The organism is Streptomyces sp. NBC_00234 (assembly GCF_036195325.1).
Taxonomy (GTDB): domain Bacteria; phylum Actinomycetota; class Actinomycetes; order Streptomycetales; family Streptomycetaceae; genus Streptomyces.
On record NZ_CP108101.1, the window covers coordinates 4,077,167 to 4,102,427 of the forward strand.

The 25,261-nt window shown below is 68.8% G+C and carries 22 protein-coding genes and 2 tRNA genes; 9 read left to right on the forward strand and 15 right to left on the reverse strand.

Translation table 11 applies throughout. The annotated features are described in order from the left end of the window. Window positions 1–111 precede the first annotated feature (111 nt). From OG230_RS17790 to pknB, 4 genes are all read left to right on the forward strand, one after another. Window positions 112–1,617, forward strand: a complete 1,506-nt coding sequence (locus tag OG230_RS17790) for a Stp1/IreP family PP2C-type Ser/Thr phosphatase (protein WP_328911220.1) — start codon at window positions 112–114, stop codon at window positions 1,615–1,617. A gap of 21 nt (window positions 1,618–1,638) precedes the next feature. Beyond that, window positions 1,639–3,039 (forward strand): FtsW/RodA/SpoVE family cell cycle protein, encoded by a 1,401-nt coding sequence (locus OG230_RS17795; protein WP_328911221.1) that lies wholly within the window; start codon window positions 1,639–1,641, stop codon window positions 3,037–3,039. Beyond that, the gene (locus OG230_RS17800) at window positions 3,036–4,490 is read left to right on the forward strand and encodes a peptidoglycan D,D-transpeptidase FtsI family protein (protein WP_328911222.1); all 1,455 of its coding nucleotides are present in this window, start codon (window positions 3,036–3,038) and stop codon (window positions 4,488–4,490) included. The genes OG230_RS17795 and OG230_RS17800 overlap by 4 nt, the downstream gene beginning before the upstream one ends. A gap of 165 nt (window positions 4,491–4,655) precedes the next feature. After that, window positions 4,656–6,641 (forward strand): Stk1 family PASTA domain-containing Ser/Thr kinase, encoded by a 1,986-nt coding sequence (pknB, locus tag OG230_RS17805; protein ID WP_328911223.1) that lies wholly within the window; start codon window positions 4,656–4,658, stop codon window positions 6,639–6,641. Window positions 6,642–6,728: 87 nt separating this feature from the next. On the opposite strand, the gene OG230_RS17810 is transcribed toward pknB, so the two are convergent. From OG230_RS17810 to OG230_RS17835, 6 genes are read right to left on the reverse strand one after another with little or no spacing between them, the layout of a single operon-like run. Beyond that, window positions 6,729–7,463, reverse strand: a complete 735-nt coding sequence (locus OG230_RS17810) for a class E sortase (protein WP_328911224.1) — start codon at window positions 7,461–7,463, stop codon at window positions 6,729–6,731. A gap of 25 nt (window positions 7,464–7,488) precedes the next feature. After that, window positions 7,489–8,802, reverse strand: coding sequence for a class E sortase (locus OG230_RS17815; RefSeq protein WP_328911225.1), 1,314 nt, complete (start codon window positions 8,800–8,802; stop codon window positions 7,489–7,491). Next, a complete protein-coding gene (locus OG230_RS17820; protein ID WP_328911226.1) occupies window positions 8,799–9,437 on the reverse strand; it encodes an aminodeoxychorismate/anthranilate synthase component II in 639 nt (212 codons plus the stop codon). Before OG230_RS17820 ends, OG230_RS17815 begins: the two co-directional genes overlap by 4 nt. Next, window positions 9,434–9,622 (reverse strand): hypothetical protein, encoded by a 189-nt coding sequence (locus OG230_RS17825; protein WP_328911227.1) that lies wholly within the window; start codon window positions 9,620–9,622, stop codon window positions 9,434–9,436. The genes OG230_RS17820 and OG230_RS17825 overlap by 4 nt, the downstream gene beginning before the upstream one ends. Window positions 9,623–9,678: 56 nt before the next feature. Beyond that, complete coding sequence (locus tag OG230_RS17830) at window positions 9,679–10,383, reverse strand: class E sortase (RefSeq protein ID WP_328911228.1); 705 nt, start codon at window positions 10,381–10,383, stop codon at window positions 9,679–9,681. A gap of 20 nt (window positions 10,384–10,403) precedes the next feature. Beyond that, window positions 10,404–11,171 carry a DUF881 domain-containing protein gene (locus OG230_RS17835; RefSeq protein ID WP_328911229.1) on the reverse strand — a complete coding sequence of 256 codons (768 nt, stop codon included), beginning with the start codon at window positions 11,169–11,171 and terminating at the stop codon, window positions 10,404–10,406. Window positions 11,172–11,312: 141 nt separating this feature from the next. Here OG230_RS17835 and crgA point away from each other — a divergent pair, with 141 nt between their 5' ends. Next, complete coding sequence (gene crgA, locus OG230_RS17840) at window positions 11,313–11,567, forward strand: cell division protein CrgA (protein WP_328911230.1); 255 nt, start codon at window positions 11,313–11,315, stop codon at window positions 11,565–11,567. 370 nt (window positions 11,568–11,937) lie between these two features. Here the strand turns inward: crgA and OG230_RS17845 are convergent, their stop codons facing one another. Together OG230_RS17845 and OG230_RS17850 are read right to left on the reverse strand one after the other, a co-directional pair. Further along, window positions 11,938–12,828, reverse strand: coding sequence for a rhomboid family intramembrane serine protease (locus OG230_RS17845; RefSeq protein WP_328911231.1), 891 nt, complete (start codon window positions 12,826–12,828; stop codon window positions 11,938–11,940). 137 nt (window positions 12,829–12,965) lie between these two features. Further along, window positions 12,966–13,493 (reverse strand): peptidylprolyl isomerase, encoded by a 528-nt coding sequence (locus tag OG230_RS17850; protein ID WP_328911232.1) that lies wholly within the window; start codon window positions 13,491–13,493, stop codon window positions 12,966–12,968. Between the two features lie 330 nt (window positions 13,494–13,823). Here OG230_RS17850 and OG230_RS17855 point away from each other — a divergent pair, with 330 nt between their 5' ends. Then, window positions 13,824–14,543 carry a DUF5324 family protein gene (locus tag OG230_RS17855; protein WP_328911233.1) on the forward strand — a complete coding sequence of 240 codons (720 nt, stop codon included), beginning with the start codon at window positions 13,824–13,826 and terminating at the stop codon, window positions 14,541–14,543. A gap of 283 nt (window positions 14,544–14,826) precedes the next feature. Here the strand turns inward: OG230_RS17855 and OG230_RS17860 are convergent. After that, window positions 14,827–14,899: transfer RNA gene (locus OG230_RS17860), tRNA-Ala, on the reverse strand. A 171-nt stretch (window positions 14,900–15,070) separates the two neighbouring features. Between OG230_RS17860 and OG230_RS17865 the strand changes: the two genes are divergently transcribed. Both OG230_RS17865 and OG230_RS17870 read left to right on the forward strand, forming a co-directional pair. Then, window positions 15,071–15,619, forward strand: a complete 549-nt coding sequence (locus tag OG230_RS17865; RefSeq protein ID WP_328911234.1) for a helix-turn-helix domain-containing protein — start codon at window positions 15,071–15,073, stop codon at window positions 15,617–15,619. Window positions 15,620–15,691: 72 nt separating this feature from the next. Beyond that, window positions 15,692–17,119, forward strand: coding sequence for a serine/threonine protein kinase (locus OG230_RS17870; protein WP_328911235.1), 1,428 nt, complete (start codon window positions 15,692–15,694; stop codon window positions 17,117–17,119). 21 nt (window positions 17,120–17,140) lie between these two features. Here OG230_RS17870 and OG230_RS17875 read toward each other — a convergent pair whose 3' ends face one another. The 3 genes from OG230_RS17875 to OG230_RS17885 form a co-directional block, all read right to left on the reverse strand. Continuing rightward, window positions 17,141–18,481, reverse strand: a complete 1,341-nt coding sequence (locus OG230_RS17875; protein WP_328911236.1) for a hypothetical protein — start codon at window positions 18,479–18,481, stop codon at window positions 17,141–17,143. Next, window positions 18,478–20,403 carry a vWA domain-containing protein gene (locus tag OG230_RS17880; protein WP_328911237.1) on the reverse strand — a complete coding sequence of 642 codons (1,926 nt, stop codon included), beginning with the start codon at window positions 20,401–20,403 and terminating at the stop codon, window positions 18,478–18,480. The genes OG230_RS17875 and OG230_RS17880 overlap by 4 nt, the downstream gene beginning before the upstream one ends. Window positions 20,404–20,665: 262 nt before the next feature. Next, complete coding sequence (locus OG230_RS17885) at window positions 20,666–20,800, reverse strand: DLW-39 family protein (RefSeq protein WP_003958712.1); 135 nt, start codon at window positions 20,798–20,800, stop codon at window positions 20,666–20,668. 272 nt (window positions 20,801–21,072) lie between these two features. Here OG230_RS17885 and OG230_RS17890 point away from each other — a divergent pair, with 272 nt between their 5' ends. Beyond that, window positions 21,073–21,429, forward strand: coding sequence for a DUF6344 domain-containing protein (locus OG230_RS17890; RefSeq protein WP_328911238.1), 357 nt, complete (start codon window positions 21,073–21,075; stop codon window positions 21,427–21,429). A 370-nt stretch (window positions 21,430–21,799) separates the two neighbouring features. Here the strand turns inward: OG230_RS17890 and OG230_RS17895 are convergent. From OG230_RS17895 to gyrA, 3 genes are all read right to left on the reverse strand, one after another. Beyond that, window positions 21,800–21,876 (reverse strand) — tRNA-Ile (locus OG230_RS17895). Between the two features lie 71 nt (window positions 21,877–21,947). After that, window positions 21,948–22,538: a DUF3566 domain-containing protein gene (locus OG230_RS17900; protein WP_328911239.1), complete on the reverse strand. Its 591-nt coding sequence runs from the start codon at window positions 22,536–22,538 to the stop codon at window positions 21,948–21,950. 93 nt (window positions 22,539–22,631) lie between these two features. Next, entirely contained in the window at window positions 22,632–25,259 is a 2,628-nt protein-coding gene (gyrA, locus tag OG230_RS17905) for a DNA gyrase subunit A (protein ID WP_328911240.1), read from the reverse strand. Between the last annotated feature and the right edge of the window lie 2 nt (window positions 25,260–25,261).

A 25,261-nucleotide genomic window follows, 5' to 3' on the forward strand; every position in this document is an offset into this window, starting at 1 on the left:
GAGCGAGCGAGCCGCGGCGGTCCTTACGACGGACCCGGCCCGGCTCCCGACCGGAGGGTGGGCAGTGTGGCTCGAGACCGGCTGTACCCCGAACCGACGGGCGAGGTGCGCATGAGCTTGTCCCTGCGCTTCGCCGCCGGATCGCACAAGGGCATGATCCGGGAAGGAAACGAGGACTCCGGCTACGCCGGCCCCCGCCTTCTCGCCATCGCCGACGGCATGGGCGGCCAGGCGGCCGGTGAGGTCGCCAGCTCCGAGGTGATCTCCACGCTCGTCCAGCTCGACGACGACGTGCCGGGCTCCGACATCCTGACCTCGCTCGGCACGGCGGTCCAGCGTGCCAACGACCAGCTGCGGCTGATGGTCGAGGAGGACCCCCAGCTGGAGGGCATGGGCACCACGCTCACCGCCCTGCTCTGGACCGGTCAGCGCCTCGGCCTGGTCCACGTCGGCGACTCGCGCGCCTACCTCCTGCGTGACGGGGTGCTCACCCAGATCACCCAGGACCACACCTGGGTGCAGCGCCTCGTCGACGAGGGACGTATCACCGAGGAAGAGGCCACCACCCACCCTCAGCGCTCCCTGCTGATGCGGGCGCTGGGCAGCGGCGACCACGTCGAACCCGACCTCTCCATCCGTGAGGTCCGTGCCGGCGACCGCTATCTGATCTGTTCCGACGGGCTTTCCGGCGTCGTCTCCCATCAGACGATGGAAGAGACCCTGGCCAGCTACCAGGGCCCCCAGGAGACCATCCAGGAGCTCATCCAGCTGGCTCTGCGCGGCGGTGGCCCCGACAACATCACCTGCATCGTGGCCGACGTCCTGGACGTCGACAGCAACGACACCCTGGCCGGTCAGCTCAACGACACCCCGGTCATCGTCGGAGCGGTCGCCGAGAACCAGGCCGCCCAGCACAACGACGGCGGGGCCATGCAGACCCCGGCGGGACGCGCGGCCGGACTCGGCCGCCCCGTCCCGCCGCCCGCCGGCGGCTTCGGCCCGCCCGGCAGCGGCGACGACAACGGCTACGGGGCGCCGAACGGCGCCTTCGACTCGTACACCGACGACGACTTCGTCAAACCGCGCGGCGGCCGTAAGTGGCTGAAGCGGTCCCTGTACACCGTCCTCGCGCTCGCCGTCATCGGCGGCGGTCTGTACGGCGGCTACCGCTGGACCCAGACGCAGTACTACGTGGGCGCGAAGGACGAGAACGTCGCGCTGTACCGCGGCATCAGCCAGGACCTCGCCTGGGTGTCCCTCTCGAAGGTCGAGAAGGACCACCCCGAGATCGAGCTCAAGTACCTCCCGCCCTACCAGCGCAAGCAGGTGGAGGCGACCATCGCCGAGGGCAGCCTCGCCGACGCCCGCAAGAAGGTCGGCGAACTCGCCGCCCAGGCGTCCGCCTGCAAGAAGGACGCCCAGCGCCGCGCAGCCGAGGCGGACAGCAGTGCCCGCACCGGCGAGGGCGAGGCCGGGGGCACCGCCGGTGCTCCCGCAGACAAGACTTCCGCCACGTCCTCCGCGACGGGGACCAAGCCGACCGCAGCGACTCCCACTCCCGGCCCCAGCCTCTCGGAGGAAGAGAAAAAGCTGGTCCCGCAGTGCGGTAAGCAGTAAGCCGTAGGGGGCCTCAGCACCATGAGCGTTGTCACCAACACGACCACCATCGGCGCGATCGACGCACCGAGCCGCCGCAACACCGAGCTGGCGCTTGTCGTTTTCGCCGTCGCCATCTCGGTGTTCGCCTACGCCAACGTGGGCCTCGCCCTCAACGGCGAGCTGCCCTCCGGCATGCTCGGATACGGAATCGGGCTCGCACTGCTCGGTGGCGTGGCACACCTGGCGGTCCGCAAGTTCGCGCCGTACTCGGACCCGCTGCTGCTTCCACTGGCCACCCTGCTGAACGGACTGGGGCTGGCGCTCATCTGGCGCCTGGACCAGTCCGAGCGCTTCCAGGCCCTGGACACCTTCGTCCCCGCGGCCTCCAAGCAGCTGCTGTTCTCCGCAGTGGGTGTGGGGCTGCTGGTGGTCGTGCTGGTGGCGCTCAAGGATCACCGGCTCCTCCAGCGCTACACGTACATCTCCATGGTCGTGGCGCTGTTCCTGCTGATCCTGCCGATGTTCTTCCCGGCCGTGAACGGCGCCAAGATCTGGATCAAGATCCCCGGTGTCGGCACGATCCAGCCCGGCGAGTTCGCCAAGATCATCATCACGGTCTTCTTCGCCGGATACCTGATGGTCAAGCGCGACGCCCTCGCGCTGGCCAGCCGCCGCTTCATGGGGATGTACCTGCCGCGAGGCCGCGACCTCGGACCGATCCTGATGGTCTGGGCGTTCTCGATCCTGATCCTGGTCTTCGAGACCGACCTCGGTTCCTCCCTGCTGTTCTTCGGCATGTTCGTCGTCATGCTGTACGTCGCGACCGAGCGCACCAGCTGGATCGTGTTCGGCCTCGTGATGTCCGCGGCCGGCGCAGTCGGCGTCGCCTCGTTCGAACCGCATGTCCAGGACCGCGTCGAGGCATGGCTCGACCCCTTCGCGGGTTGGGACAAGGTGGCCGCGAGCGAGCAGATGGCCAAGTCCCTGATGGCGTTCGGCTCGGGCGGCACCCTCGGTACCGGCCTCGGCCAGGGCAACTCCGACCTGATCGGCTTCGCCGCCAACTCCGACTTCATCCTCGCCACCGTCGGCGAGGAGCTCGGGCTGGCCGGCATGATGGCCGTCCTCCTCATCTACGGTCTGATCGTGGAGCGAGGTGTCCGTACGGCGCTCGCAGCCCGCGACCCGTTCGGCAAGCTCCTCGCCGTCGGTCTCTCCGGCTCCTTCGCCATCCAGGTCTTCGTCGTCGCCGGCGGCGTCATGGGACTCATCCCGCTGACCGGCATGACCATGCCGTTCCTCGCGGCAGGTGGTTCGTCCGTGATCGCGAACTGGGCGCTGATCGGGATCCTGATCAGGATCAGCGACACCGCCCGCCGCCCCGCGCCGGCCCCCGCTCCCTCCCCGGATGCCGAAATGACCCAGGTGGTCCGGCCGTGAACAAGCCTCTGCGCCGGATCGCGATCTTCTGCGGCGTCCTCGTCCTCGCCCTGCTCATCCGGGACAACTGGCTCCAGTACGTCCGCGCCGACGAGCTGAACAGCCACAAGCACAACCGACGCGTCCAGATCGAGCGGTACGCGCACGAGCGCGGCAACATCATCGTGGACGGCAATCCGGTCACCGGCTCCGTCGAGACCACCGGAAGCGACTTCAAGTACAAGAGGGTCTGGAAGAACGGCCCCATGTGGGCGCCCGTCACCGGGTACTCCTCCCAGGCGTTCGACGCCTCCCAGCTGGAGAGCCTCGAGGACGGCATCCTCACCGGCAACGACGACCAGCTCTTCTTCGACCGGACGCTTTCGATGTTCACCGGCGAGAAGAAGACCGGCGGCAACATCGTCACCACGCTGAACGGTGCCGCCCAGAAGGCCGCGTTCGAGGGCCTCGGCAACAAGAAGGGCGCCGTCGCGGCGATCGACCCGCGGACCGGCGCCATTCTGGCCCTGGCCAGCACGCCTTCGTACGATCCCTCGGTCTTCGCGGGCAACACCCTCAAGGACTCGGACGCGCGGCAGAAGCTTCTCAAGGACAAAGACAAGCCGATGCTCAACCGGGCCCTGCGGGAGACCTACCCGCCCGGCTCGACGTTCAAGGTCGTCACCGCCGCCGCGGCGCTGGAGAACGGCCTCTACGACGACATCGACGCGAAGACCGACTCCCCGCTTCCCTGGACGCTGCCGCAGACGAGCGTCCCGCTGAAGAACGAGGGCAACATCCCGTGCGAGAACGCCTCCCTCCGGGAAGCGCTCCGCTGGTCGTGCAACACCGTCTTCGGCAAGATGAGCGACGATCTCGGCAACGAGAAGATGATCGAGCAGACCGAGAAGTTCGGCTTCAACAAGGAGATCTTCACTCCGGTCCGCGCCGACGCGAGCATCTACCCCAAGGACAACCGGCCGCAGAACGCGATGGCGGGCATCGGCCAGGCGTCCAACCGCACCACCCCTCTCCAGATGGCCATGGTCGCCTCCGCGATCGCCAACGACGGCAAGCTCATGCAGCCGTACATGGTCGCCGAGCGCCAGGCACCCAACCTGGACGTCATCTACACCCATGAGAAGGAGCAGCTCGGACAGCCGCTCTCGGGTGAGAACGCCCAGAAGGTCCAGCAGATGATGGAGACCGTCGTCAACAGCGGCACGGGAACCAACGCCCGGATCGACGGCGTCACTGTCGGAGGCAAGACCGGTACCGCCCAGCACGGTCTGAACAACAGCGAGAAGCCGTACGCCTGGTTCATCTCGTACGCCAAGACGGACAGCGGCTCCCCGGTCGCCGTGGCCGTGGTGGTCGAGGACGGCAACGCCAACCGGGACGACATCTCCGGTGGCGGCCTGGCCGCCCCGATTGCCAGGAATGTGATGAAGGCGGTCGTCGACAGTCAGTGATGACCGTCACAGCGGCCGTCATACCAGCACATTGGGATACCGGTCAGATATCAGCTGACGGGGGCGGGCCGATCACCTGGCGCGTGCCCGGTAGCGTATGCGCGAACAGCGCACCGCCGGACCACACACGGGTGCGGTCGGGACTGACGGAGAGGGCTGGAACGTATGGAAGAGCCGCGTCGCCTCGGCGGCCGGTACGAGCTGGGCTCGGTGCTCGGCCGTGGTGGCATGGCCGAGGTCTACCTCGCGCACGACACCCGGCTCGGCCGCACCGTCGCCGTGAAGACGCTCCGGGCCGATCTGGCCCGCGACCCGTCCTTCCAGGCCCGGTTCCGCCGTGAGGCCCAGTCCGCCGCCTCGCTCAACCACCCCGCGATCGTCGCCGTCTACGACACCGGCGAGGACTACGTCGACGGGGTCTCCATCCCGTACATCGTGATGGAGTACGTCGACGGGTCGACGCTCAGGGAGCTGCTGCACTCCGGTCGCAGACTGCTGCCCGAGCGCACCCTCGAGATGACGGTGGGCATCCTCCAGGCGCTGGAGTACTCGCACCGCGCCCAGATCGTCCACCGCGACATCAAGCCGGCGAACGTCATGCTGACGCGCACCGGCCAGGTCAAGGTCATGGACTTCGGCATCGCCCGCGCCATGGGCGACTCCGGCATGACCATGACGCAGACCGCCGCTGTCATCGGCACCGCCCAGTACCTCTCCCCGGAGCAGGCCAAGGGCGAGCAGGTCGACGCGCGCTCCGACCTGTACTCCACCGGCTGCCTGCTCTACGAGCTGCTCGCGGTCCGGCCGCCGTTCGTCGGGGACTCACCCGTCGCGGTCGCCTACCAGCATGTGCGGGAGGAGCCGCAGCCTCCGAGCAACTTCGACCCCGAGATCACGCCCGAGATGGACGCGATCGTGTTGAAGGCCCTCACCAAGGACCCCGACTACCGCTACCAGTCCGCCGACGAGATGCGGGCCGACATCGAGGCGTGCCTCGACGGTCAGCCGGTCGCGGCCACGGCGGCGATGGGAGCGGCCGGCTACGGCGGTTACGGCGGCTACAACCAGGACCAGCCCACCACGGCTCTGCGCCAGGCCGACCCGAACAGCGCCCAGACGTCGATGCTGCCGCCGGTCAACGCGGACGACGGCTACGGATACGACGACCGCCCGGACCGCCGGCGCCAGAAGAAGAGCAACACCTCGACGATCCTCCTGGTCGTCGCGGGCATTCTGGTACTGATCGGCGCCATCCTGATCGGCAAGTCCGTCTTCGGTTCCAACGGCGGTGGCAGCGGCGACGTCACCGTGCCGAACATGGTCGGTTCGACCGTGCCGGCAGCGCAGAAACTCGCGGACAACGCCGGTGTGACCCTCAAGGTCGGCGGCAAGGAGCCCTGCGAGGCCCAGGAGAAGGGCAAGATCTGCAGCCAGACGCCGGAGAGCGGCAAGATGGGGGAGAACGAGACCGTCACGGTCGTCGTCTCCACCGGAGCGCCGAAGGTGGAGGTTCCGGACGTCACCGACGAGACCGAGTCCGACGCCCGTAAGACCCTGGAGGACCTGGGCTTCACGGTGAACGTGAAGTCGGTCGAGTCCGAGAAGACCCCGGACACGGTCGTCGAGCAGAACCCCGAGGGCGGCTCGAAGGCCGAGAAGGAGTCCGAGGTCACGATCTCGGTGGCCAAGGAAGCGACCCTCAACCTGCCCGACGTACGCACCCGTACGTACGACGCGGCACTGGCCCAGCTCAACGCCATCGGCTTCAGCAACGTCTCGAAGGCCGAGATCGACTCGAACGAGCCGGTGGGCACGGTCCTGGAGCAGACCCCGACCGGGCCCAGCAAGCAGGCCAAGGACGTCCAGATCGTCCTGAAGGTCTCCAAGGGCCCGCCGCAGCCGGAACAGGTCACCATCCCCGGCGACATCTACGGCAAGAAGTACCAGGACGTGAAGGGCCAGCTGGAGGGCCTCGGTCTGGTCGTCACGCTCGGCCCCGGAGCCGTGGACAAGCCGAACGCCATCGTGGCCAACAGCAACCCGGCGCCCAACACCCCGGTGGCGAAGGGCAGCTCGGTAGCGCTCTTCACCGTCGACGGCGGGGGCGGGGACGGCAACATCTTCGGCGGCCCCTCCGGCCTCGGAGGCTGACCGCACGACCCGCACACGCCAGAGGGCCCCGCTCACCGGAAGGTGGGCGGGGCCCTTTTGCCGGACCGCGTCAGGAGGCCGGCCTGCTCAGCGCAGCTCCGCCGGCCTGGTGCGGTCCCGGTCGACCTTCTCCGTACGCACCAGCTCGCCCCACACGATGTAGCGGTACTTCGACGTGTAGACCGGAGTGCAGGTCGTCAGGGTGATGTAGCGGCCGGGCTTCTTCACGCCCGATTCCTTCGGCACCGGCTGGAGCACGTCGACGTTGTACTTCGAGGTCTCCGGGAGCTTCTCGTAGACCTTGTAGACGTACCAGGTGTCCCTGGTCTCGAAGACGATCGCGTCGCCCGTCTTCAGCTTGTCGATGTTGTGGAACTTGGCGCCGTGCCCGTCCCGGTGCGCGGCGAGCGTGAAGTTGCCCTTCTCGTCCCAGGGAAGGCCCGACTTCACCGGGTCCGTGTAATAGCCGGCGATGCCGTCGTTCAGCGACTTGGTGTCGGTGCCCTTCTTGACCAGCACCTCGCCGTTCTTCATGGCGGGGACGTGCAGGAAGCCGATGCCGTCCTTGGTGTCCAGGGCTCCGGGTCCGCGTCCCTCCGCCCAGTGGCCGCGCACCGTGTCGCCCTGCTTGTCGGCCGCGCGGTCGGCGAGGACGTTGGTCCACCACAGCGAGTAGACGACGAAGAGGCCCAGCACCAGACCGGCGGTGATCAGCAGCTCGCCGAAGACGCTGACGACGGCGGCTACGGGGTGGCGGTCTCCGCGGCGCTCCGGGGACACGGGCTCGCCGGTCCGCGTTTCGTGCTCGGTCCTCGCTGCCACCGCACCGCCCCTGTCGTCATGATGTTCAGCCCACGAGCGCGTCGGGCTTCCCCTTGCTGCGCGGCCGTTCATCGACCATCTTGCCCCAGACGATCAATCGGTACGTACTCGTGAATTCCGGCGTACAGGTCGTCAGGGTGAGGTAGCGGCCCGGCCCTCTGAACCCCGAACCGACAGGGACGGGCGCGATCACCGAGACGTTGGAGGGCGACGTCTGGGGAAGGGCCGTGGTCATCTCGTACGTGTAATACGTGTCCTGCGTCTCGACGACGATCGGGTCACCGGGCCGCAGCTTGTTGATGTAGCGGAACGGTTCCCCATGGGTGTTGCGGTGACCCGCCACCGCGAAGTTGCCCTGCTTCGCCGACGGCATCGCGGTCTTCAGCTTGCCCTCGCCGTAGTGGCCGATCATCCCGCGGTCGAGGACCTTCTCCTTGTCGATGCCTTCGGCGATCGGGGCGACGACGTCCAGCTTCGGAATGTGCATGATGGCGAAGCCCTGCCCGGGTTCGAAGGCGCCCGGTTTGCGCTCCCCGTTCGCCCACTCGTCCTGGATCTTGTTCGTCTCCTTGCCGGCGATCAGGTCGGCGCGGACATTGGTCCACCAGAGCTGGTACGTGACGAACAGCAGCATCAGCACGCCGAGCGAGATGAACACCTCACCCACGACACGGCTGGCGACGACCGCGGGGCTGTCCTTGGCCGCGCGGGCCGCCCTCCGCGCCTCGACGCGGGACAGCGGGGCGGCGGGACGAACTGCTTCCGGTTCCACCTCGGGCGTGGCTTCCGTACGTCGCCTGCCTCGCCCCTTCGCCGCCCTGCGGCGTTCCGCCCGCCCTCCGGTACGGGGTTCGTCCGCCCCGGCCGACGGCGGCACCGGCCGCGCGTCCGACAGTTCACCCGCTTCCGCCATCATCCGCGTATCGGCCGTCCGCAGGCCGACGGTCTCGTCGTCGGCGGGAGCGGGGGCGGCGGGCCGCCGGTGGGCGGCCTCCTGGGCGGCCTGAACGGGCGCCGGGTCCTGCACCCGCACAGGGCCCTGGACGGGCTCCTGCTGGCGGTACCAGTCCCGTTGATAGCCCTCGGGGTCGTACCACTCCTGCGGGGCCTCCTGGGCCTCCTGGGGCCCCTGTTGAGCTTGTTGCGCCAGGGGCGCCGTCCCGCCCGCCGGGATGTTGCCCGCCCGGAACCACGGCGAGGCGTGCTGACCGGGCAGGGGATCCGTCAGCGGGTCCGCCAGCTGGTCCACCGCCGCCACGAACGTGCCGTCGGCCTCGTACGCTCCCTGCGCGTACGGGCCTTGGTCTCCGGCACCTCGTTCGGGGCGGAGTCCGCTCACGCGGCGGCCTTGCCCACCACCGGCGCGAGCCCTTCGGACCTCGCCACGGCCCCCGTGTCCCCGCACTGCTCCAGCCAGTTGGCGAGCATCAGGTGACCGTACTCGGTGAGCACCGACTCGGGGTGGAACTGCACGCCCTCCACCGCCAGTTCACGGTGACGCAGCCCCATGATGATGCCGTCCGCCGTGCGCGCCGTGACCTCGAGCTCGGGCGGGACCGTGTCCGGCTCGGCCGCGAGCGAGTGATAGCGGGTGGCGGTGAAGGGGGAAGGGAGACCGGCGAAGACACCCTTGCCCTCGTGGTTCACGGGAGAGGTCTTGCCGTGCAGCAGCTCCGGGGCGCGGTCCACCACACCGCCGTACGCGACGGCCATCGACTGCATTCCGAGGCAGACGCCGAACACCGGAACGCCCGTGTCGGCGCAGTGGCGCACCATCTCGATGCAGACCCCGGCCTGCTCGGGAGCACCGGGACCCGGCGACAGCAGGACTCCGTCGAAGCCGTCCTGGGCGTGCGCCGTGGTCACCTCGTCGTTGCGCAGGACCTCGCACTCGGCGCCGAGCTGGTAGAGGTACTGCACGAGGTTGAAGACAAAGCTGTCGTAGTTGTCGACGACGAGAATGCGTGCGCTCACTGACCGGTCCCCGCTCCACTGGTGCCTTGGCCGTCCACCGTGACGTCGCCGAACGGAAGCAGCGGCTCCGCCCAGGGGAAGACGTACTGGAAGAGCGCATAGACGACAGCCAGGATCAGCACGAGCGAGATGACTGCCCGCACCCACACGTTGCCCGGCAGATGCCGCCAGATCCAGCCGTACATGCTGTCCCCTCCATTCGGTACGGCACCAGACTAAAGGGCCGGGGCTCAGGCGTGGGTCAGCTGTGGAAAGCGGCAGGTTTGCCGTCCGTCACAGGCTGGGTCGCGTCCAGATGGGCCCAGGCGATCAGCCGGTGACTGCTGCCCCACTCGGGTTCGCACGTGGTCAGCGTGAGATAGCGGCCCGGACCGTCGAATCCGGACGTGCGGGGTACGGGGTCGATGACCGCGGTGTCGCTCGGCACGGTCCGGTAGGGCTTCCTGGCGATGCGGTACGTGTACCAGGCCGTCCCGTCCGTCAGCAGGACCGCGTCCCCGGGACGCAGCCGCGGGAAGTCCTTGAACGGGTCGCCGTAGGTCCTCCGGTGGCCGGCCACCGCGAAGTTGCCGGTCGCACCGAGCCGCGCCGTGCCCGCGTAGTGGCCGAGCCCCTTCTGGAGGGTCCTCACCTTCGTGTTCTCCAGCACGGGCCACTCCCAGCCCCTGCCGAAGCGGGGGATGTACATCATCGCGAACGGCTTGCCGTCCCGGTACGCCGGAGCAGGCGGCTCCGGATCGAGGGAGGGAGCGGGGTCGGGCTCAGGGGCGGGAGCGGAGACGGCGCCCTGCGCCCACTGGCTCTGGAGGGTGTCGATCTCCCCCTCGGTGGCACCGGCCGCCTTCACTCCCGTCCAGAACAGCACGTAGAGGACGAAGAGGATGATCAGGGCGCCGACGGTGATGCACAGCTCGCTGAAACTTCTGACGATCAGTCGCACCGACACCGGCCGGCCTCCCCCGGGGACTACTCCACAGGCTTCGCGTAGTGGAGATCCACTGTGCCCGAGTAGCCGGGAAGAGTCACCCTGTCGTCCTCGTCCACTTTCCAGCCCAGGCCGTACGCCTTCACGTACAGCTGGTAGTTCTGGATCGACGTGGAGTCGTTGAGCGCCTGCTTGAGCCGGTCCGGGTCCCCGACGGCGGTGACCTTGTACGGCGGCGAGTAGACCCGGCCCTGGAGGATCAGGGTGTTGCCCACGCAGCGGACGGCGCTCGTGGAGATCAGCCGCTGGTCCATGACCTGGATGCCGCGGGCCCCGCCCTGCCAGAGCGCGTTGACGACGGCCTGCAGGTCCTGCTGGTGAATGACCAGGTCATTGGGTTGCGGCTCGGGGTATCCGGGGTTGGCCGTGGCGTCGGGAGGGGCGTCGTCGAGCGTGACACTGACAGCACCACCGGTGATCTCCGTGGTCCCCGCGGCCTTCTCCAGCGCCTTGAGTTTGGCGTCCTCCGCCTTCGTGCTGCCGTCGTCGCGCTGGGCCAGGGTGTCGATGTCCTCGCGGAGCGCGGCGGTCGACTCGTTCAGCTCGGCGTTCTTCTGGCTGCGCTGCTGGATGAGGTCGGAGAGCTTCAGCAGCGAGGAGTCGGTGCGGATGTTGGTGCCCTTGGCCGTGTTGGCACTGGTGACGAAGATCAGTCCCGCCAGGGCGAAAACGGCAGCGGTGAGCCCCCGGACCGGCCATCGGGAGACGTGCCGGACCGGGCCTTCGGGAGAGTCGGCAGAATTGCTCAACGTACCCTTATCTCCTTAGGCGCCACGGAAGCACTACGCTAACGGACGCCCGGGGGCGGCATCATTCCCCCTCGTGCCCAGCCCCGGCGTCAGCCATAGTTCCCTGCGCGGTCACGCAGCGCATCGACAGGAGAGTTCCTCGTGCCGAAGTCACGTATCCGCAAGAAGGCCGATTTCACGCCCCCTCCGGCGAAGCAGGCAACGAGCATAAAGCTGACCAACCGCAGTTGGGTGGCGCCAGTGATGCTGGCGCTGTTCCTGATTGGTCTGGCCTGGATCGTCGTCTTCTACGTGACCGAGGGCGACCTGCCCATCAAGGCACTGGGCAACTGGAACATCGTCGTCGGCTTCGGCTTCATCGCCGGCGGCTTCGGTGTGTCCACGCAGTGGAAGTAGCCCTACCCGGATCAGCCCCGCTTCCACAAGCCCTGCCCTGAGTTACCCACAGAGTTATCCACAGGTGGGGGAAAAGGTCAGACGATCTGTGGATAACCTTCGTCGAAGTTGACGCCGGTGTGACTACACCCTCCCCCATCGGGGGAGGGTTCGCCCCTTGTCCTGACTGGGTAAACCCAGCTCAGCGACAAGGGGCACACCTGTTCCCCACGTGATGCACAACATTCGGCACGCTCTGTGGACAACTCGGAGCCCGAAGGGCAGATTCCGCTCGGATTGCGCCCATGAACCGCCCCCGAACCGCCCCGGAACCGCCCTGGGGACGCCTTGGGGACGCTCAGAATCCGCCCCGGGACCGTTCAGAAACCGCTCAGGTGAGCGCTGCGGTCCGGGCGAGGACGATGCCGACGACCACGAGCAGGACCAGTGCACAGGTCCCGAACTGCACCAGGTTCCGGCGCTCGCGCGGCGCGTGCACCATGCCGATCGCGATCAGGACACCCGCGATCAGACCGCCGACATGGGCTTCCCAGGCGATGCCGCCCCAGGTGAAGGTGAAGAGCAGGTTCAGCGCCAGGAGCACGAGGACCGGCCGCAGGTCGTAGTTCATCCGGCGCATCAGGACGACCGTGGCACCCAGCAGACCGAAGATCGCACCCGAAGCACCCAGGGAGCCCTGCTGGGGCGAGGCGATCAGGTAGGTGAGGGCGCTGCCCGCCAGCCCCGAGAGCAGATAGAGCGTGAGATAGCGGACGCGCCCCAGAGCCGCTTCCAGCGGTCCGCCCAGCCACCACAGCCCCAGCATGTTGAACGCGATGTGCCACACCTCCTGGTGCAGGAACGTCGAGGTCAGCAGTCGGTACCACTGCCCCTCGGCGACCCCTTCCAGCCCGTCGGAGGTGTACGCCCGGCCGAACAGCAGCAGATCGTCCAGCAGCCACGACCGGGCCCAGGCCGCGACGAAGACCGCGATGTTGAGGGCGAGCAGGATCTTGGTGATCAGCCGGGGGTCCGAGGCCACCGTGCCGCCGGCGAGCGTACGAGGCTGGTTCGCGGCCGGGTGGTGTCCGGTTCCGGAGCCCTCACGGACGCAGTTCGGGCACTGGAAGCCGACGGACGCGTCGACCATGCACTCGGTGCAGATCGGCCGCTCGCACCGGGTGCAGCGGATACCCGTGGCGCGGTCCGGGTGGCGGTAACAGGTGGGAGTGCCGCCGGGGATCGCGGACGGATCCTGGCCTGCTGGCGGCTGCTGGTCCATCGGTCCTCGCCCTCGGTCGGTCCTGGTCCTGATCGCGACGGACAGGCCGACGCCCTGCTCGTCCGCTATGTAACAGTACGGACGAGCAGGGCGGTTGGTTCCCCGTGCGCCGGGGACCGGTCAGCGGGGAGACGGATTCAGCGGGTCTCGATGACGACGGACTCGATCACCACGTCCTGGAGCGGGCGGTCGGTACGCGGGTTGGTCGGCGCCGCGGCGATGGCGTCCACGACCTTCTTCCCGGCCTCGTCGGCGACCTCACCGAAGATGGTGTGCTTGCCCGTCAGCCACGCGGTGGGAGACACGGTCAGGAAGAACTGCGAGCCGTTGGTGCCCGGGCCCGCGTTGGCCATGGCCAGCAGGTAGGGCTTGTTGAAGCTGAGGTCCGGGTGGAACTCGTCGCGGAACTCGTACCCTGGGCCGCCCGTGCCGTTCCCCAGCGGGTCGCCGCCCTGAATCATGAAGCCGCTGATGACCCGGTGGAAGACGGTGCCGTCGTACAGCTTGTCCGTGGACTTCTGCCCGGTCGCGGGGTGGGTCCACTCCCGCTCGCCCTGGGCGAGCTCGACGAAGTTCTTGACCGTTTTGGGCGCGTGGTTCGGCAGGAGCCGGATCTCGATGTCGCCTTGGTTGGTCTTCAAGGTGGCGTAAAGCTGCTCGGCCACAATCTGCCTTCCGTAAGTCCTCAACTACGTTCACCGATCCTCGCACGGAGGACCCTCCACGACATCCGGCCGCCGGGGGCCGAACTCCGCGCCGACCCCCGCTCCTTCCGCCCGCTGCGGGGATTAATGCGGCCAAGTGCGCGACGATGCGGCGCGCCCCGGCCCGAACCATGGCATTGTCGGCGCCACGCTCCCCTTGCACCGCAATGTCCAGAGAAGCGATTCATGACCCGGATGCCCGCCCCGCATGCCGCGCGGGGCACCGGCGGGCATGATTTCGAATTGGGTGGAAAGGCGGAGTACCTACCCGCCACCAAGGAGGAGGATCCCGTGACCCGCATCGACAGCGTGCGCGCCGCAACCGACTCGGCGAAGGAGAGCGCGCAGCACGCCGCGGAAGTGGTGGCGCCCTATGCCGACACGGCCAAGGAACAGGCGGCGCACTACGCACACGAGGCCCGTGTGCTGATCGCACCCAAGGTGTCCAAGGCAGCCCAGCAGGCTCGTGTCCAGTACGTGGCACACCTGGCACCGCATATCGAACAGGCGCGTACGCATGTGCCGCCCAAGGTGGACGAGGCCGCGCACCGCGCCGCGGTCCGGACGCGCCGCGCCGCAAGGAGCGCCGCGGACTACACCGTGCCGCGCGTCGAACACGCGGTGTCCGTCGCACAGCCGGTGGCCGAGGAGGTCACCGCCCGCAGTGCGGCCGCGCTGGCGGCACTGCGCGGCCAGGTGACGCCCAAGGAGATCCGCAAGCTGGTCAGGAAGCACGAGCGGCGGGCCAAGGCCGGCCGACTGGCCAAGGGACTCGCCGTTCTGGGCATCGTGGCCGGTGGCGCCTACTTCGCCTGGAGGTGGTGGGACAAGCAGGCCAACCCGGACTGGCTCGTCGAACCGCCCGCCCCCACGGAGGTGTCGGACGACCGCGCACCGCTGACCTCGGTCGACGGTAGCGGGCAGACGGTACTCGACCCGGAAGTCCAGGCCAAGCAGTCCGATGCCGAAGCGAACGGCGTGGACGGCACCGACCGCGACGACCGCCCCTGATCTGCCGGACCCGCGCAGCACCCCCGGGAACGAGAGGGGCGCCGGATGACCTCATGGTCTCCGGCGCCCCTCTTCCCTCTTCTGCGCTTCCGCTCCCGAACCGCCTCGAAGGACGCCGGACACATCGTCCACACCCGCGAACACACGGACCGGCTCGTTGTCACGGTGCAGGCAGGCCCGGCTCTCCGCGTACCGCACCGGACCGACGCTCCACCCCACGCGAGGCACGGCGCAAAAAATGCCCCCTGATCTGCGTTTCCGCAGATCAGGGGGCATCTTGCTGTGGAGCCTAGGAGATTCGAACTCCTGACATCTGCCTTGCAAAGGCAGCGCTCTACCAACTGAGCTAAGGCCCCGAAAAAGTGGACAGCACCGAACACGTCCGTGTCGCGGCGACCGTCGCAGACCAGAGTACCGGGTGTCCCCCTGAATCCTGCAAAAGGATTGGGACTCCCGGTCGGCAACCACTCTCCGTAAGATGCTCGACGAGGTTCGCAGCAGCGAAGCCGCAGCGAAGGGGAGACGCAATGGACGCAGCGCAGCAAGAGGCGACGGCGAGAGCCAGAGAGCTTCAGCGCAGTTGGTACGGAGAGCCGCTGGGGGCGCTCTTCCGCCGGCTGATCGATGATCTCGGCCTCAACCAGGCCAGGCTCGCCGCGGTGCTCGGGCTGTCGGCTCCCATGCTCTCCCAGCTGATGAGCGGCCAGCGCGCCAAGATCGGCAACCCCGCGGTCGTACAGCGCGTCCAGGCGCTTCAGGAACTGGCCAGCCAGGTCGCGGACGGCAGTGTCAGTGCGGGAGAGGCGACCGACCGGATGGAAGAGATCAAGAAGTCCCAGGGCGGGTCGGTCCTGACCTCCACCGGCCAGACCTCGACCACGGGCGGAGCCCCCACCGTCAGGCGCGTCGTACGCGAGATCCAGTCGCTTCTGCGGTCGGTCGCCGCGGCCGGAGACATCATCGATGCCGCGGACTCCCTCGCACCGACCCACCCGGAACTGGCAGAGTTCCTCAAGGTGTACGGCGCCGGGCGCACCGCGGACGCGGTGGCGCACTACGAAGGACACCAGAGCTAAGCACCTGGGCCGGGACGCAGCTCCCGGAATCCGGGCACGAGCCGAAACAGAACTGGGAGCGGACGCAGCGCAATGGGTGAGGTCTTCGCTGGTCGGTACGAACTGATCGATCCGATCGGACGCGGTGGGGTCGGTGCCGTCTGGCGTGCCTGGGATCACCGCCGCCGACGCTATGTGGCGGCCAAGGTCCTTCAGCAGAGCGATGCCCATACGCTGCTGCGCTTCGTACGCGAGCAGGCACTGCGGATCGAGCATCCCCATGTGCTGGCCCCGGCCAGCTGGGCCGCCGACGACGACAAGGTCCTGTTCACCATGGATCTGGTCAGCGGCGGCTCGCTGGCCCATGTCATCGGTGACTACGGCCCGTTGCCCCCGCGCTTCGTCTGCATGCTCCTCGATCAGCTGCTGTCCGGACTGTCGACGGTGCACGCGGAAGGCGTCGTGCACCGCGACATCAAGCCGGCCAACATCCTCATGGAGGCCACCGGGACGGGCAGGCCGCATCTGCGCCTCTCCGACTTCGGCATCTCGATGCGCAAGGGCGAGCCCCGCCTCACCGAGACCAACTACGTGGTGGGCACTCCCGGTTACTTCGCACCCGAGCAAATGATGGGCGCCGAGCCCGACTTCCCCGCCGACCTCTTCGCGGTCGGTCTCGTCGCGCTCTATCTGCTCCAGGGCAAGAAGCCCGATTCCCAGGCCCTCGTCGAGCACTTCGCCTCGTACGGCACGCCGAGCGCCCCGCAGGGAATCCCCGAACCGCTGTGGCAGGTCCTGGCCGGTTTGCTGCAACCCGACCCGCAGGCCCGCTTCCGGACGGCCACGGGCGCACGCAAGGCCCTCACCGCCGCGGCGGAGATGCTGCCCGATCCGGCCGAGGGAGAGGAGCCGGTGGAGGTCTTCGACCAGATCGGGCCGCTGCCGGCCGGATTCGGCCCCGCAGGACCCCTCACCGGCCGTCAGACGCCCGAGCAGGCTCCCCTCCAGCCCGGAACCCAGCACCACGCTGCGCAGAACCCTCAGCAGGACGCACAGACCCCCCAGCACTCCACCCAGCAGCCCTACACACAGCAGCCGTACACCCCGCCGTCCGGGCTGCCCGCGCCGATCCCCGCACCGGCGCCCTCGCCGATGTCGGAGACGGGCAGCTTCCACCTCGCGCCGCCTCCCCAGGCCGCGACACCACCCCACGCGGCTCAGCCGGCCACTCCTCACCCTTCGCTCCAGGCGCATACGGGTTCCCCCTTCCCTGCTGCCACGCCGGATCTCGCCCAGGCCCCCACCGCCGCGGTGCAGCACGATCCGTCTCCTACTCGTGCTTACACCGCCCAGCGCCCGCAGGTTCCCCATCCCGGGGCCCCGGTTCCACCTGCCGCCCCGGGCCACGGCGCACCCGCCCGCCAAACGCGTCCGGGACCGCCCCCGAAGGTGGCGATCCCGGTCCTGCTCGTTGCGCTGATCTGTTTCGCAGTGGGTATCTGGGCGCTGACCCAGACCTGATGTGCGGGCCGGCTGCCCGGACTACCAGGTCCGTGTCGGCCCGCCGTACGGCGGCTGCTGCCCGCCCGCAGCCGCCGGAACAGCGGCAGGAGCCGTCCGGCGCCTGGCGAGCAGCGTCCATGCACCGAGCCCGAGCACCAGCACGGCGCCCGCGCCGATCCCGGCCGCGGCCACCAGCTTCATCGTGTCGCTCTGGGCGGCCTGCGGGGCGCTCTGCCCGCTCTTCGCCATGTCCTTGTCCTCGTCGCTGACGCCGAAGATCCCGGCCGCACCCTCGTACGGCGACGCCTTCGGGTCGTTGCGGACGTTCACCTTCAGCCTCAGCTGAATCGCCTCGTCGCCATAGGACTTCGCGACCTCCGGGCTCAGCGTCACCGACAGGTAGTACCAGCCGGCGAAGCGCATGGCGCTCACATCGGACGCGGACGCGAACCGGTTCCGGTAGTCGACCGGGGGCAGCGGGTCCAGGGCGACGGACGCCGGCTCGCCCGAGTACGAGAGCGTCGTGTCGTCGACATGGCCCTGGACCGGGTTGTCCAGCGACAGCGACAGCGCGTTGCCCAGGTACTCGGTCGACTTGGGGTTGTTGCTGAGCGCGGCGGTGGCGAAGATCTGCTGCCCCCAGTCCACCGGCACCCGGTAGAACCGCGTCTGACCGGGCACGATGGTGTCGTGCCACTCGCCGGTCTCCAGACCGGTGGCCTCGTAGAAGCTGCTGCCGCCGGACCGCTTCTGCCCACCGGAGGGCGGGACGGGCGAGGCCGACGACCAGTTCTCCGGCGCCTCGGTCTCCTGTGCGTCGGCGGCCTTCACCGCCGGTTCCGACGCGTACCGCAGCTCCAGGTCCCACTCGTCGGGGGACGACGTCGCGTTGCTCTTCCGCTCGATCAGTACGTTGTACTCGCCGGCTTCCCGGCAGGTGCTGTTGCCCTTCTCGATGACCCGGTGCGCGTACGCGGCGATCGGGCGGGCGAATTCACCCGAACCGAAGATCGCGTCCTCCGAGCCGCACTGCGTGTCGTCGACGTCCCTGATGCTGACCGTGATGCCGTCCCCGTAGGCGACCTTGCCGCCCGAGGGGGGCACGGCCACGGCGGAGACGTAGGCATTGGTGTCGTCGTCGAGGTTCAGCCGGTAATAGAGCTTCTGGCCCGGCTTGATCGCACTCCTGTAGACCGAACCGGACTTCAGCTCGGACGCCTCGGCGTTCGTCTCCGTACCCCGCACCGTCGCGGCCTCGGGATCGAAGGCGTACGGAGCCGGGTCGTCGGCCGCGTGCGCCTGCCCCGGCAGCGCCGCCACCGCGCACATCGCCGCGATGGACGCCAGCGTCACCCGGCCCCTGTTGCGCTGCCTCTTCACGCGCTTCCCCTCGTCGTCTGCGTGGCCGCCCTGCGCCGACCGCGTACGAACGCGAGCCCCGCGATCACAGCCACCACGGCGCCCGCTCCGGCAGCGGCCGCGATGCCGGTCCATCCTGCCCCGCCCGCACCGCCGCTGTCTCCGGCCACAGCGGAATCGCCCCGATTGTCCGTCTTCCCGTCCTGCCCAGCGGTGTTCTCCCCTGCCAGGACAGGAGCTTCGTGCTGGGGGCCGGCCAGCTCGTCCCCGAGGACCGCCACCCTCAGCACGAAGCCGATCTGCGGGTTCTCGGCGATCTCCGCGGCCTTCGCCCCCAGCGTCACCGCGATGTAGAAGTCGCCCTTGTCGTGGACCGGCTGGACGGCCGAGCGGTACTCGTAGCGGTTGGTCCAGGCGACCGGAACCGATCCCATCCCGACCGCCGCGGGCCGGCCGTTGTACAGCGCCGTCGGAGAGAACTCGCCGCCCCCGCCCACGGGGAAGCGGGCCGGGGTGAACAGCTGCGATCCGCCGTACGAATAGGTGGAGGAAACACCTTCCACCGTCGGCTCGTTGGCGAACTCCACGTCGTAACGCACCTGCTGGCCCCAGCCGGCCGGGACCTTGTACCAGAGGGTCTGTGCGGGCAGGATCCGGTCGCGCCACACCCCCTGCCCCACTGCTTCGGCGTCGTTGAAACCGGTGCCGCCCCGCACGTCACGCGGGTCCCCGGTCGGCAGTACGGCGCTCTTGCCGCCCTCGCCGTACTCCGGCTGCGACCGGGCCGGGGTGACATCACCGGCGAGCGGCGCCTCCACCCCGTACAGCAGCTCGACCGGCCAACGCGCCGCGTCCGAGCCCTTCTTGCTCTTCCGTTCCACCACCAGCCAGTACGTGCCCGCCGCGTCGCAGCCGGCGTTGCCGTCCGCCGAACGGATACGGGAGACGGCCGAGGTCAGCGGGGTCGCCCCCTCACGCTGGGAGAAGTGCTCGGTACTGGTCGCGCAGCTGCTGCCGGTGCCGTACACGAGGCCGGTGCTCAGGGCGTCGAAGGTGTCGACCGCCGCACCCGGCTGCGGTACGGCCGTCACCGCGAAGTCCGCCGTGGACACGGCATCGAGGCCGACGGCGTAGTACCGCTTCTCGCCCGGTCCGATCGTGTCCACGTACTGCCCCGGGCGGATCGTCGGAGCCGCGGCCCGAGTGGCGGCGCCCGTGACCCGGTCACCCTTCAACCGGTATCCGTCGGCGGAGAGTTGCGCCGCCCGCTGAAGCTGCCTGGCGAGCGCCGCGGCATCCGGAGCGTCGTAGTAGCGCCCGTTGCCCGCCCGGGCGATGCACTCCAACTGCTCACGGGCCGCGCCCTCGACCTGGAAGCCCACGGTGTCGATCCGCAGCCCGGTCCCGTCCTTGCCGAGCTGCTCGGCGACCTCACAGGGCTTCGGCGTACCGCAGTTGTCCTCTCCGTCGGAGATCAGCAGGACGGTACGCGTGCCGATGGCACCGCCGGACGGCGACGGCAGATCCTCCGCGGCCTTCTGCAGGGACAGCCCGATGGGTGTGTCACCACGGGGCCGCACACCCGCCACGGCGCTTTTGAGGGCCGCCCTGTCGAGCTTCACGACCGGCCGTACGAGCCGGGTGTCCGTACAGCCCCGGGGCCGGTCGGCTCCGTAGACCCGCAGTCCGGTGGGATGCCCGTCGGGCAGGGCGTCGACCACCGTGCCGACGGCCGCGCGTGCGGATTCCATCCTGGTCCGGCCCGCGCCGTCGTCGTCGCCCATGGAGCCGGACGAGTCGAGCACCATGACGAGGCTGCTTCCACCGGCCCCTTCGGCGGCCGGCGCCGCCGCGGCCGGCAGCGCACCTGCCACCAGGGCGAGGAGCGCCCCGCCGATCCATGCCCCCGCCGTTGCAGCGCGGCGGTGCTTATGTGCCGTCACCCGTGCCCCCCTAGGCCGAAATCCCAGCGACTTTGCTCTCGCAAGCTAGCGATTTGCGGAGGCGAACTCAAGGATGTCGCTGTCACGGTCCCGCAACAGCGGCAGCGGGGCACGGCCGCCCAGGAAGGCACCACCGAGATCGGCAGGACCTGGGGCGACGCCGTTCAGAGCGCGGGAAACGCGGATCAGGCTCCGGAACGGGCCCGGACAGCACGAAGCCCCGGCCGCTCAGCGACCGGGGCTCGCGACGGACTGTTCCGTCTCACACACCCGAACCTGCGGGCACGGAGTCGGTCGCCTCCGTCCACAGATCCTGCTCGGCGCGATCCGCCTGGATCTGGCGGTACACGAGGAGCCCGCCGATGGCAGCCAGTGCGACCAGGAGAAGCTTCTTCACCGCGCGACCTCGTCTTTCCTTGGCGTAAGGGACTTCTGCCGCTCGACTATACACACCGGCCGATACCGATCGGTGACCTGCCTGGAACCCAACTGCCGCCCGGTCATCCACCTCGTCCGACCACCGAAACCGGCATTTTCCGGACCGGTTGAACCATACGAGTGGTGTTCATCTGAAGATCGGCGTACGCGGGGCGTCGGTCCCCGAAATCGCGGCCCGGATCCACATCATCGGAGAGGTAAGCAAACCGGACCACCTGAAAGCGAGGGGCCATGAGCACCTTCAGGGTCAAGAGCATCTGGACCGCCTTCATCACCGCCTTCTTCGCGATCCTCGCAACACTGGGGCTCGCCACCAGCCAGGCCACGGCCGCGGAGCCGACGGTCACGCCCCAGGAGCACACGAGTGCCACCGCGGCAACTCCGGCAGCCCCGGCCGTGCGATGGACCCTTCCGCGTGACAGGGCGGTCCCACCCACGATGAAGCAGCGCATCCGCGCCGAGGCCCACGGCTCCTCGCCGGCCACCCGGCATCTGTCCGCGGACACGACGGACGCCACGATCACCACTGACGGCGCTCGCACCACCCACGGCGCCCCGGCGGGCGACTCCTCGCTCCTCCCGCCCTGAGAGCGCCTGTGACCGACACACAGGGCCCCAGGTCCGGTTCACACCGGGCAGGGGCCTTTTCCGTGTGTCCACGCGCCCGTGAGGCCGTCTCCCGACGTGTGTCCCCGCCGCACCGCCCACAACCCCGGGCCACGGCAGGCAGCCGCCAGGGCCGCACCGGCGGGCACGACCGTGACCTCCGCGGCGGTCCCGCCGCCCAGGTACCCCGCTCCGATCCGTGCCTCCCCTTCAGGCCGGACAGCAGTCGCCGGGGAGGGCCGCCCGAGTCCCGCTCACGGATCTCTCCCCTCCGCGCCGGGACCGCCGGTCACCTGCTGGCGGCCGTAAACGCCGAAGACCCCCAACCACAAGTGGTTGGGGGTCTTCGTGCTGGTGGGGCTAACAGGATTTGAACCTGTGGCCTCATCCTTATCAGGGATGCGCTCTAACCAACTGAGCTATAGCCCCGCCGCGCTGCTGCGCTGACTTCTGAAGATTAGCGCACGTCGGGGCCAGTCCCAAAATCGATACTCGGCGCCCTACTCGTCCTCGGCGAGAGTGAGCTCGACACCACCCACGAAGCCGGCCGACAAGTTGTAGATGAAGGCGCCCAGCGTCGCCAGCGCGGTGGCCAGCACCACGTCGATCACCGCGATGACCGAGGTGAAGACGAGGACACGCGGCAGCGACAGGAACGACTGCAGATCGAAGCCGTTGCTCTCGTTCGAACCGGTGGCCTCGCTGATCGTGCCGCCCACGGTGGAGAAGACGCCCATCGCGTCCATCACCATCCACAGGACCGCCGCAGCGACCACCGTGCAGATACCCAGCGCGATGGAGAGCAGGAAGCTGACCTTCATCACCGACCAGGGATCGGCCTTGGCCACCCGCAGACGCGCCTTGCGCGTACGCGGAGTGGTCCGTGCGCCCGTCCGCGGCCGGCGCATGGCCTGTCCGCCGCCCGCGGTGCCGCCCTGCGGCGCACCGCCCTGCGTACCGCCCACAGGCGACTGGTACGCCTGGGGCGGGTGGTAGGGGCCCGCCTGCCCCTGCGCGGGCTCACGCTCACCGGGCAACGGCCCGGTCGCATAACCCTCGTACTGGGGCTGTGGCCCCCGAGTGTCCGTCACAGTGCCCCCTTGGGAGTCCGTGGCAGGGCCACGGGCACCGCTCGCTCCAGCTCCGGAAGCGGCCGAACCGGCGCCCGTGGCTCCACTCACGCTTTACTCCTCGTGCTCCCCGGCCGAGGGCTCCGTGCCCCCGGCAGTGCCCTCGACCACGCTCTCGGCCTGAGCCTCGACCGTCTCGCCTTCGGCCTCATCGGTCCCATCGACCTCTTCAGCCTCTCGACCGGCCTCGGCGTTGCGCGCGATGCCGACGACGGCGTCGCGCTTACCCAGATTGATCAGTTGGACGCCCATGGTGTCACGGCCCGTCTCCCTGACTTCATTGACTCGCGTGCGAATCACACCACCGCCGAGCGTGATGGCGAGGATCTCGTCCGTCTCCTCCACCACCAGCGCACCGACGAGCGAGCCCCTGTCCTCCACGATCTTGGCGGCCTTGATACCCAGGCCGCCGCGACCCTGGACGCGGTACTCGTCGACGGGGGTCCGCTTCGCGTACCCACCGTCGGTGGCAGTGAACACGAACGTACCCGGCCGGACAACATTCATCGAGAGCAGTTCGTCGCCCTCTCGGAAACTCATGCCCTTCACACCCGATGTGGCACGGCCCATCGGACGCAGCGCATCGTCCGTCGCAGTGAACCTGATCGACTGGGCCTTCCTGCTGATGAGCAGCAGGTCGTCCTCGGCCGAGACCAGCTCCGCACCGATCAGCTCGTCGTCGCTGCCGTCCTCCGTCTCCCGGAGGTTGATCGCGATGACACCGCCGGAACGGGGAGAGTCGTAGTCCTTGAGCGCGGTCTTCTTCACCAGACCGCCCTTCGTCGCCAGGATCAGATAAGGCGCGGCGTCGTAGTCGCGGATCGCCAGGATCTCGGCGATCTGCTCGTCCGGCTGGAAGGCCAGCAGGTTGGCGACGTGCTGACCACGCGCGTCCCGGCCGGCGTCCGGAAGCTCGTACGCCTTCGCCCGGTACACCCGGCCCTTGTTCGTGAAGAACAGCAGCCAGTGGTGCGTCGTCGACACGAAGAAGTGGTCGACGATGTCGTCTTCCTTCAGCTTCGTACCGCGCACGCCCTTGCCGCCGCGCTTCTGCGAGCGGTAGTCGTCCGTCTTGGTGCGCTTCACATAGCCGCCGCGGGAAATCGTGACGACGATGTCCTCCTCGGCGATCAGGTCCTCGATGGACATGTCACCGTCGAAGGGCACCAGCTTGGAACGCCGGTCGTCGCCGAACTTCTCGACGATCGCCGCCAGCTCCTCGCTGACGATCTGCCGCTGCCGCTCGGGCGACGCCAGGATCGCGTTGTACTCGTTGATCTTCGCCTGGAGCTCGTCGTGCTCGGCGGTGATCTTCTGGTGCTCCAGCGCGGCCAGCCGGCGCAGCTGCATCTCCAGGATCGCGTTCGCCTGGATCTCGTCGATCTCCAGGAGGCCCATCAGGCCCTCGCGCGCGATCTCCACCGTGTTGCTGCGCCGGATGAGTGCGATGACCTCGTCGATCGCGTCCAGCGCCTTGAGCAGGCCGCGCAGGATGTGCGCCCGCTCCTCGGCCTTGCGCAGGCGGAACTTCGTACGCCGGACGATGACCTCGATCTGGTGCGTCACCCAGTGACGGATGAACGCGTCGATCGACAGCGTGCGCGGCACACCGTCGACGAGCGCCAGCATGTTCGCGCCGAAGTTCGTCTGCAGGTCGGTGTGCTTGTACAGGTTGTTGAGGACGACCTTGGCGACCGCGTCACGCTTGAGCACGACGACCAGGCGCTGACCGGTGCGCGAGGACGTCTCGTCACGGACGTCCGCGATCCCGCCGACCTTGCCGTCCTTCACCAGGTCGGCGATCTTCTGCGCGAGGTTGTCGGGGTTGGTCTGGTACGGAAGCTCCGTGACGACCAGGCACTGGCGGCCCTGGATCTCCTCGACCGCCACGACCGCGCGCATCGTGATGGAGCCACGGCCGGTGCGGTACGCCTCCTCGATGCCCTTGCGGCCCACGACGAGCGCGCCCGTCGGGAAGTCGGGGCCCTTGATCCGCTCGAGCAGCGCGTCCAGCAGCTCCTCGTGCGAAGCGTCCGGGTGCTCCAGGTACCACTGCGCGCCGGCCGCGACCTCGCGCAGGTTGTGCGGCGGGATGTTGGTGGCCATACCCACCGCAATGCCGGCCGAGCCGTTGATCAGCAGGTTCGGGAAGCGCGCCGGGAGGACGACCGGCTCCTGGTTGCGGCCGTCGTAGTTGTCCTTGAAGTCGACGGTCTCCTCGTCGATGTCACGGACCATCTCCATGGACAGCGGCATCATCTTGCACTCGGTGTACCGCATCGCCGCGGCCGGGTCGTTGCCCGGAGAACCGAAGTTGCCGTTGGAGTCCACCAGCGGCATGCGCATCGACCAGTGCTGCGCCAGTCGCACGAGCGCGTCGTAGATCGAGGAGTCGCCGTGCGGGTGGTACGTACCCATGACGTCGCCGACGACGCGGGCGCACTTGTAGAAGCCCTTCTCGGGCCGGTAGCCACCGTCGTACATCGCGTACAGCACACGGCGGTGGACGGGCTTCAGTCCGTCCCGCACGTCCGGCAGGGCACGCGACACGATGACGGACATCGCGTAGTCGAGGTAGGAACGCTGCATCTCCGTCTCGAGCCCCACGGGCTCGACACGCATACCGATGCCCGGGACAACGGGTTCCTCTTCAGGTGTCACAGTGGTGTTCTCGTCGGCCATTG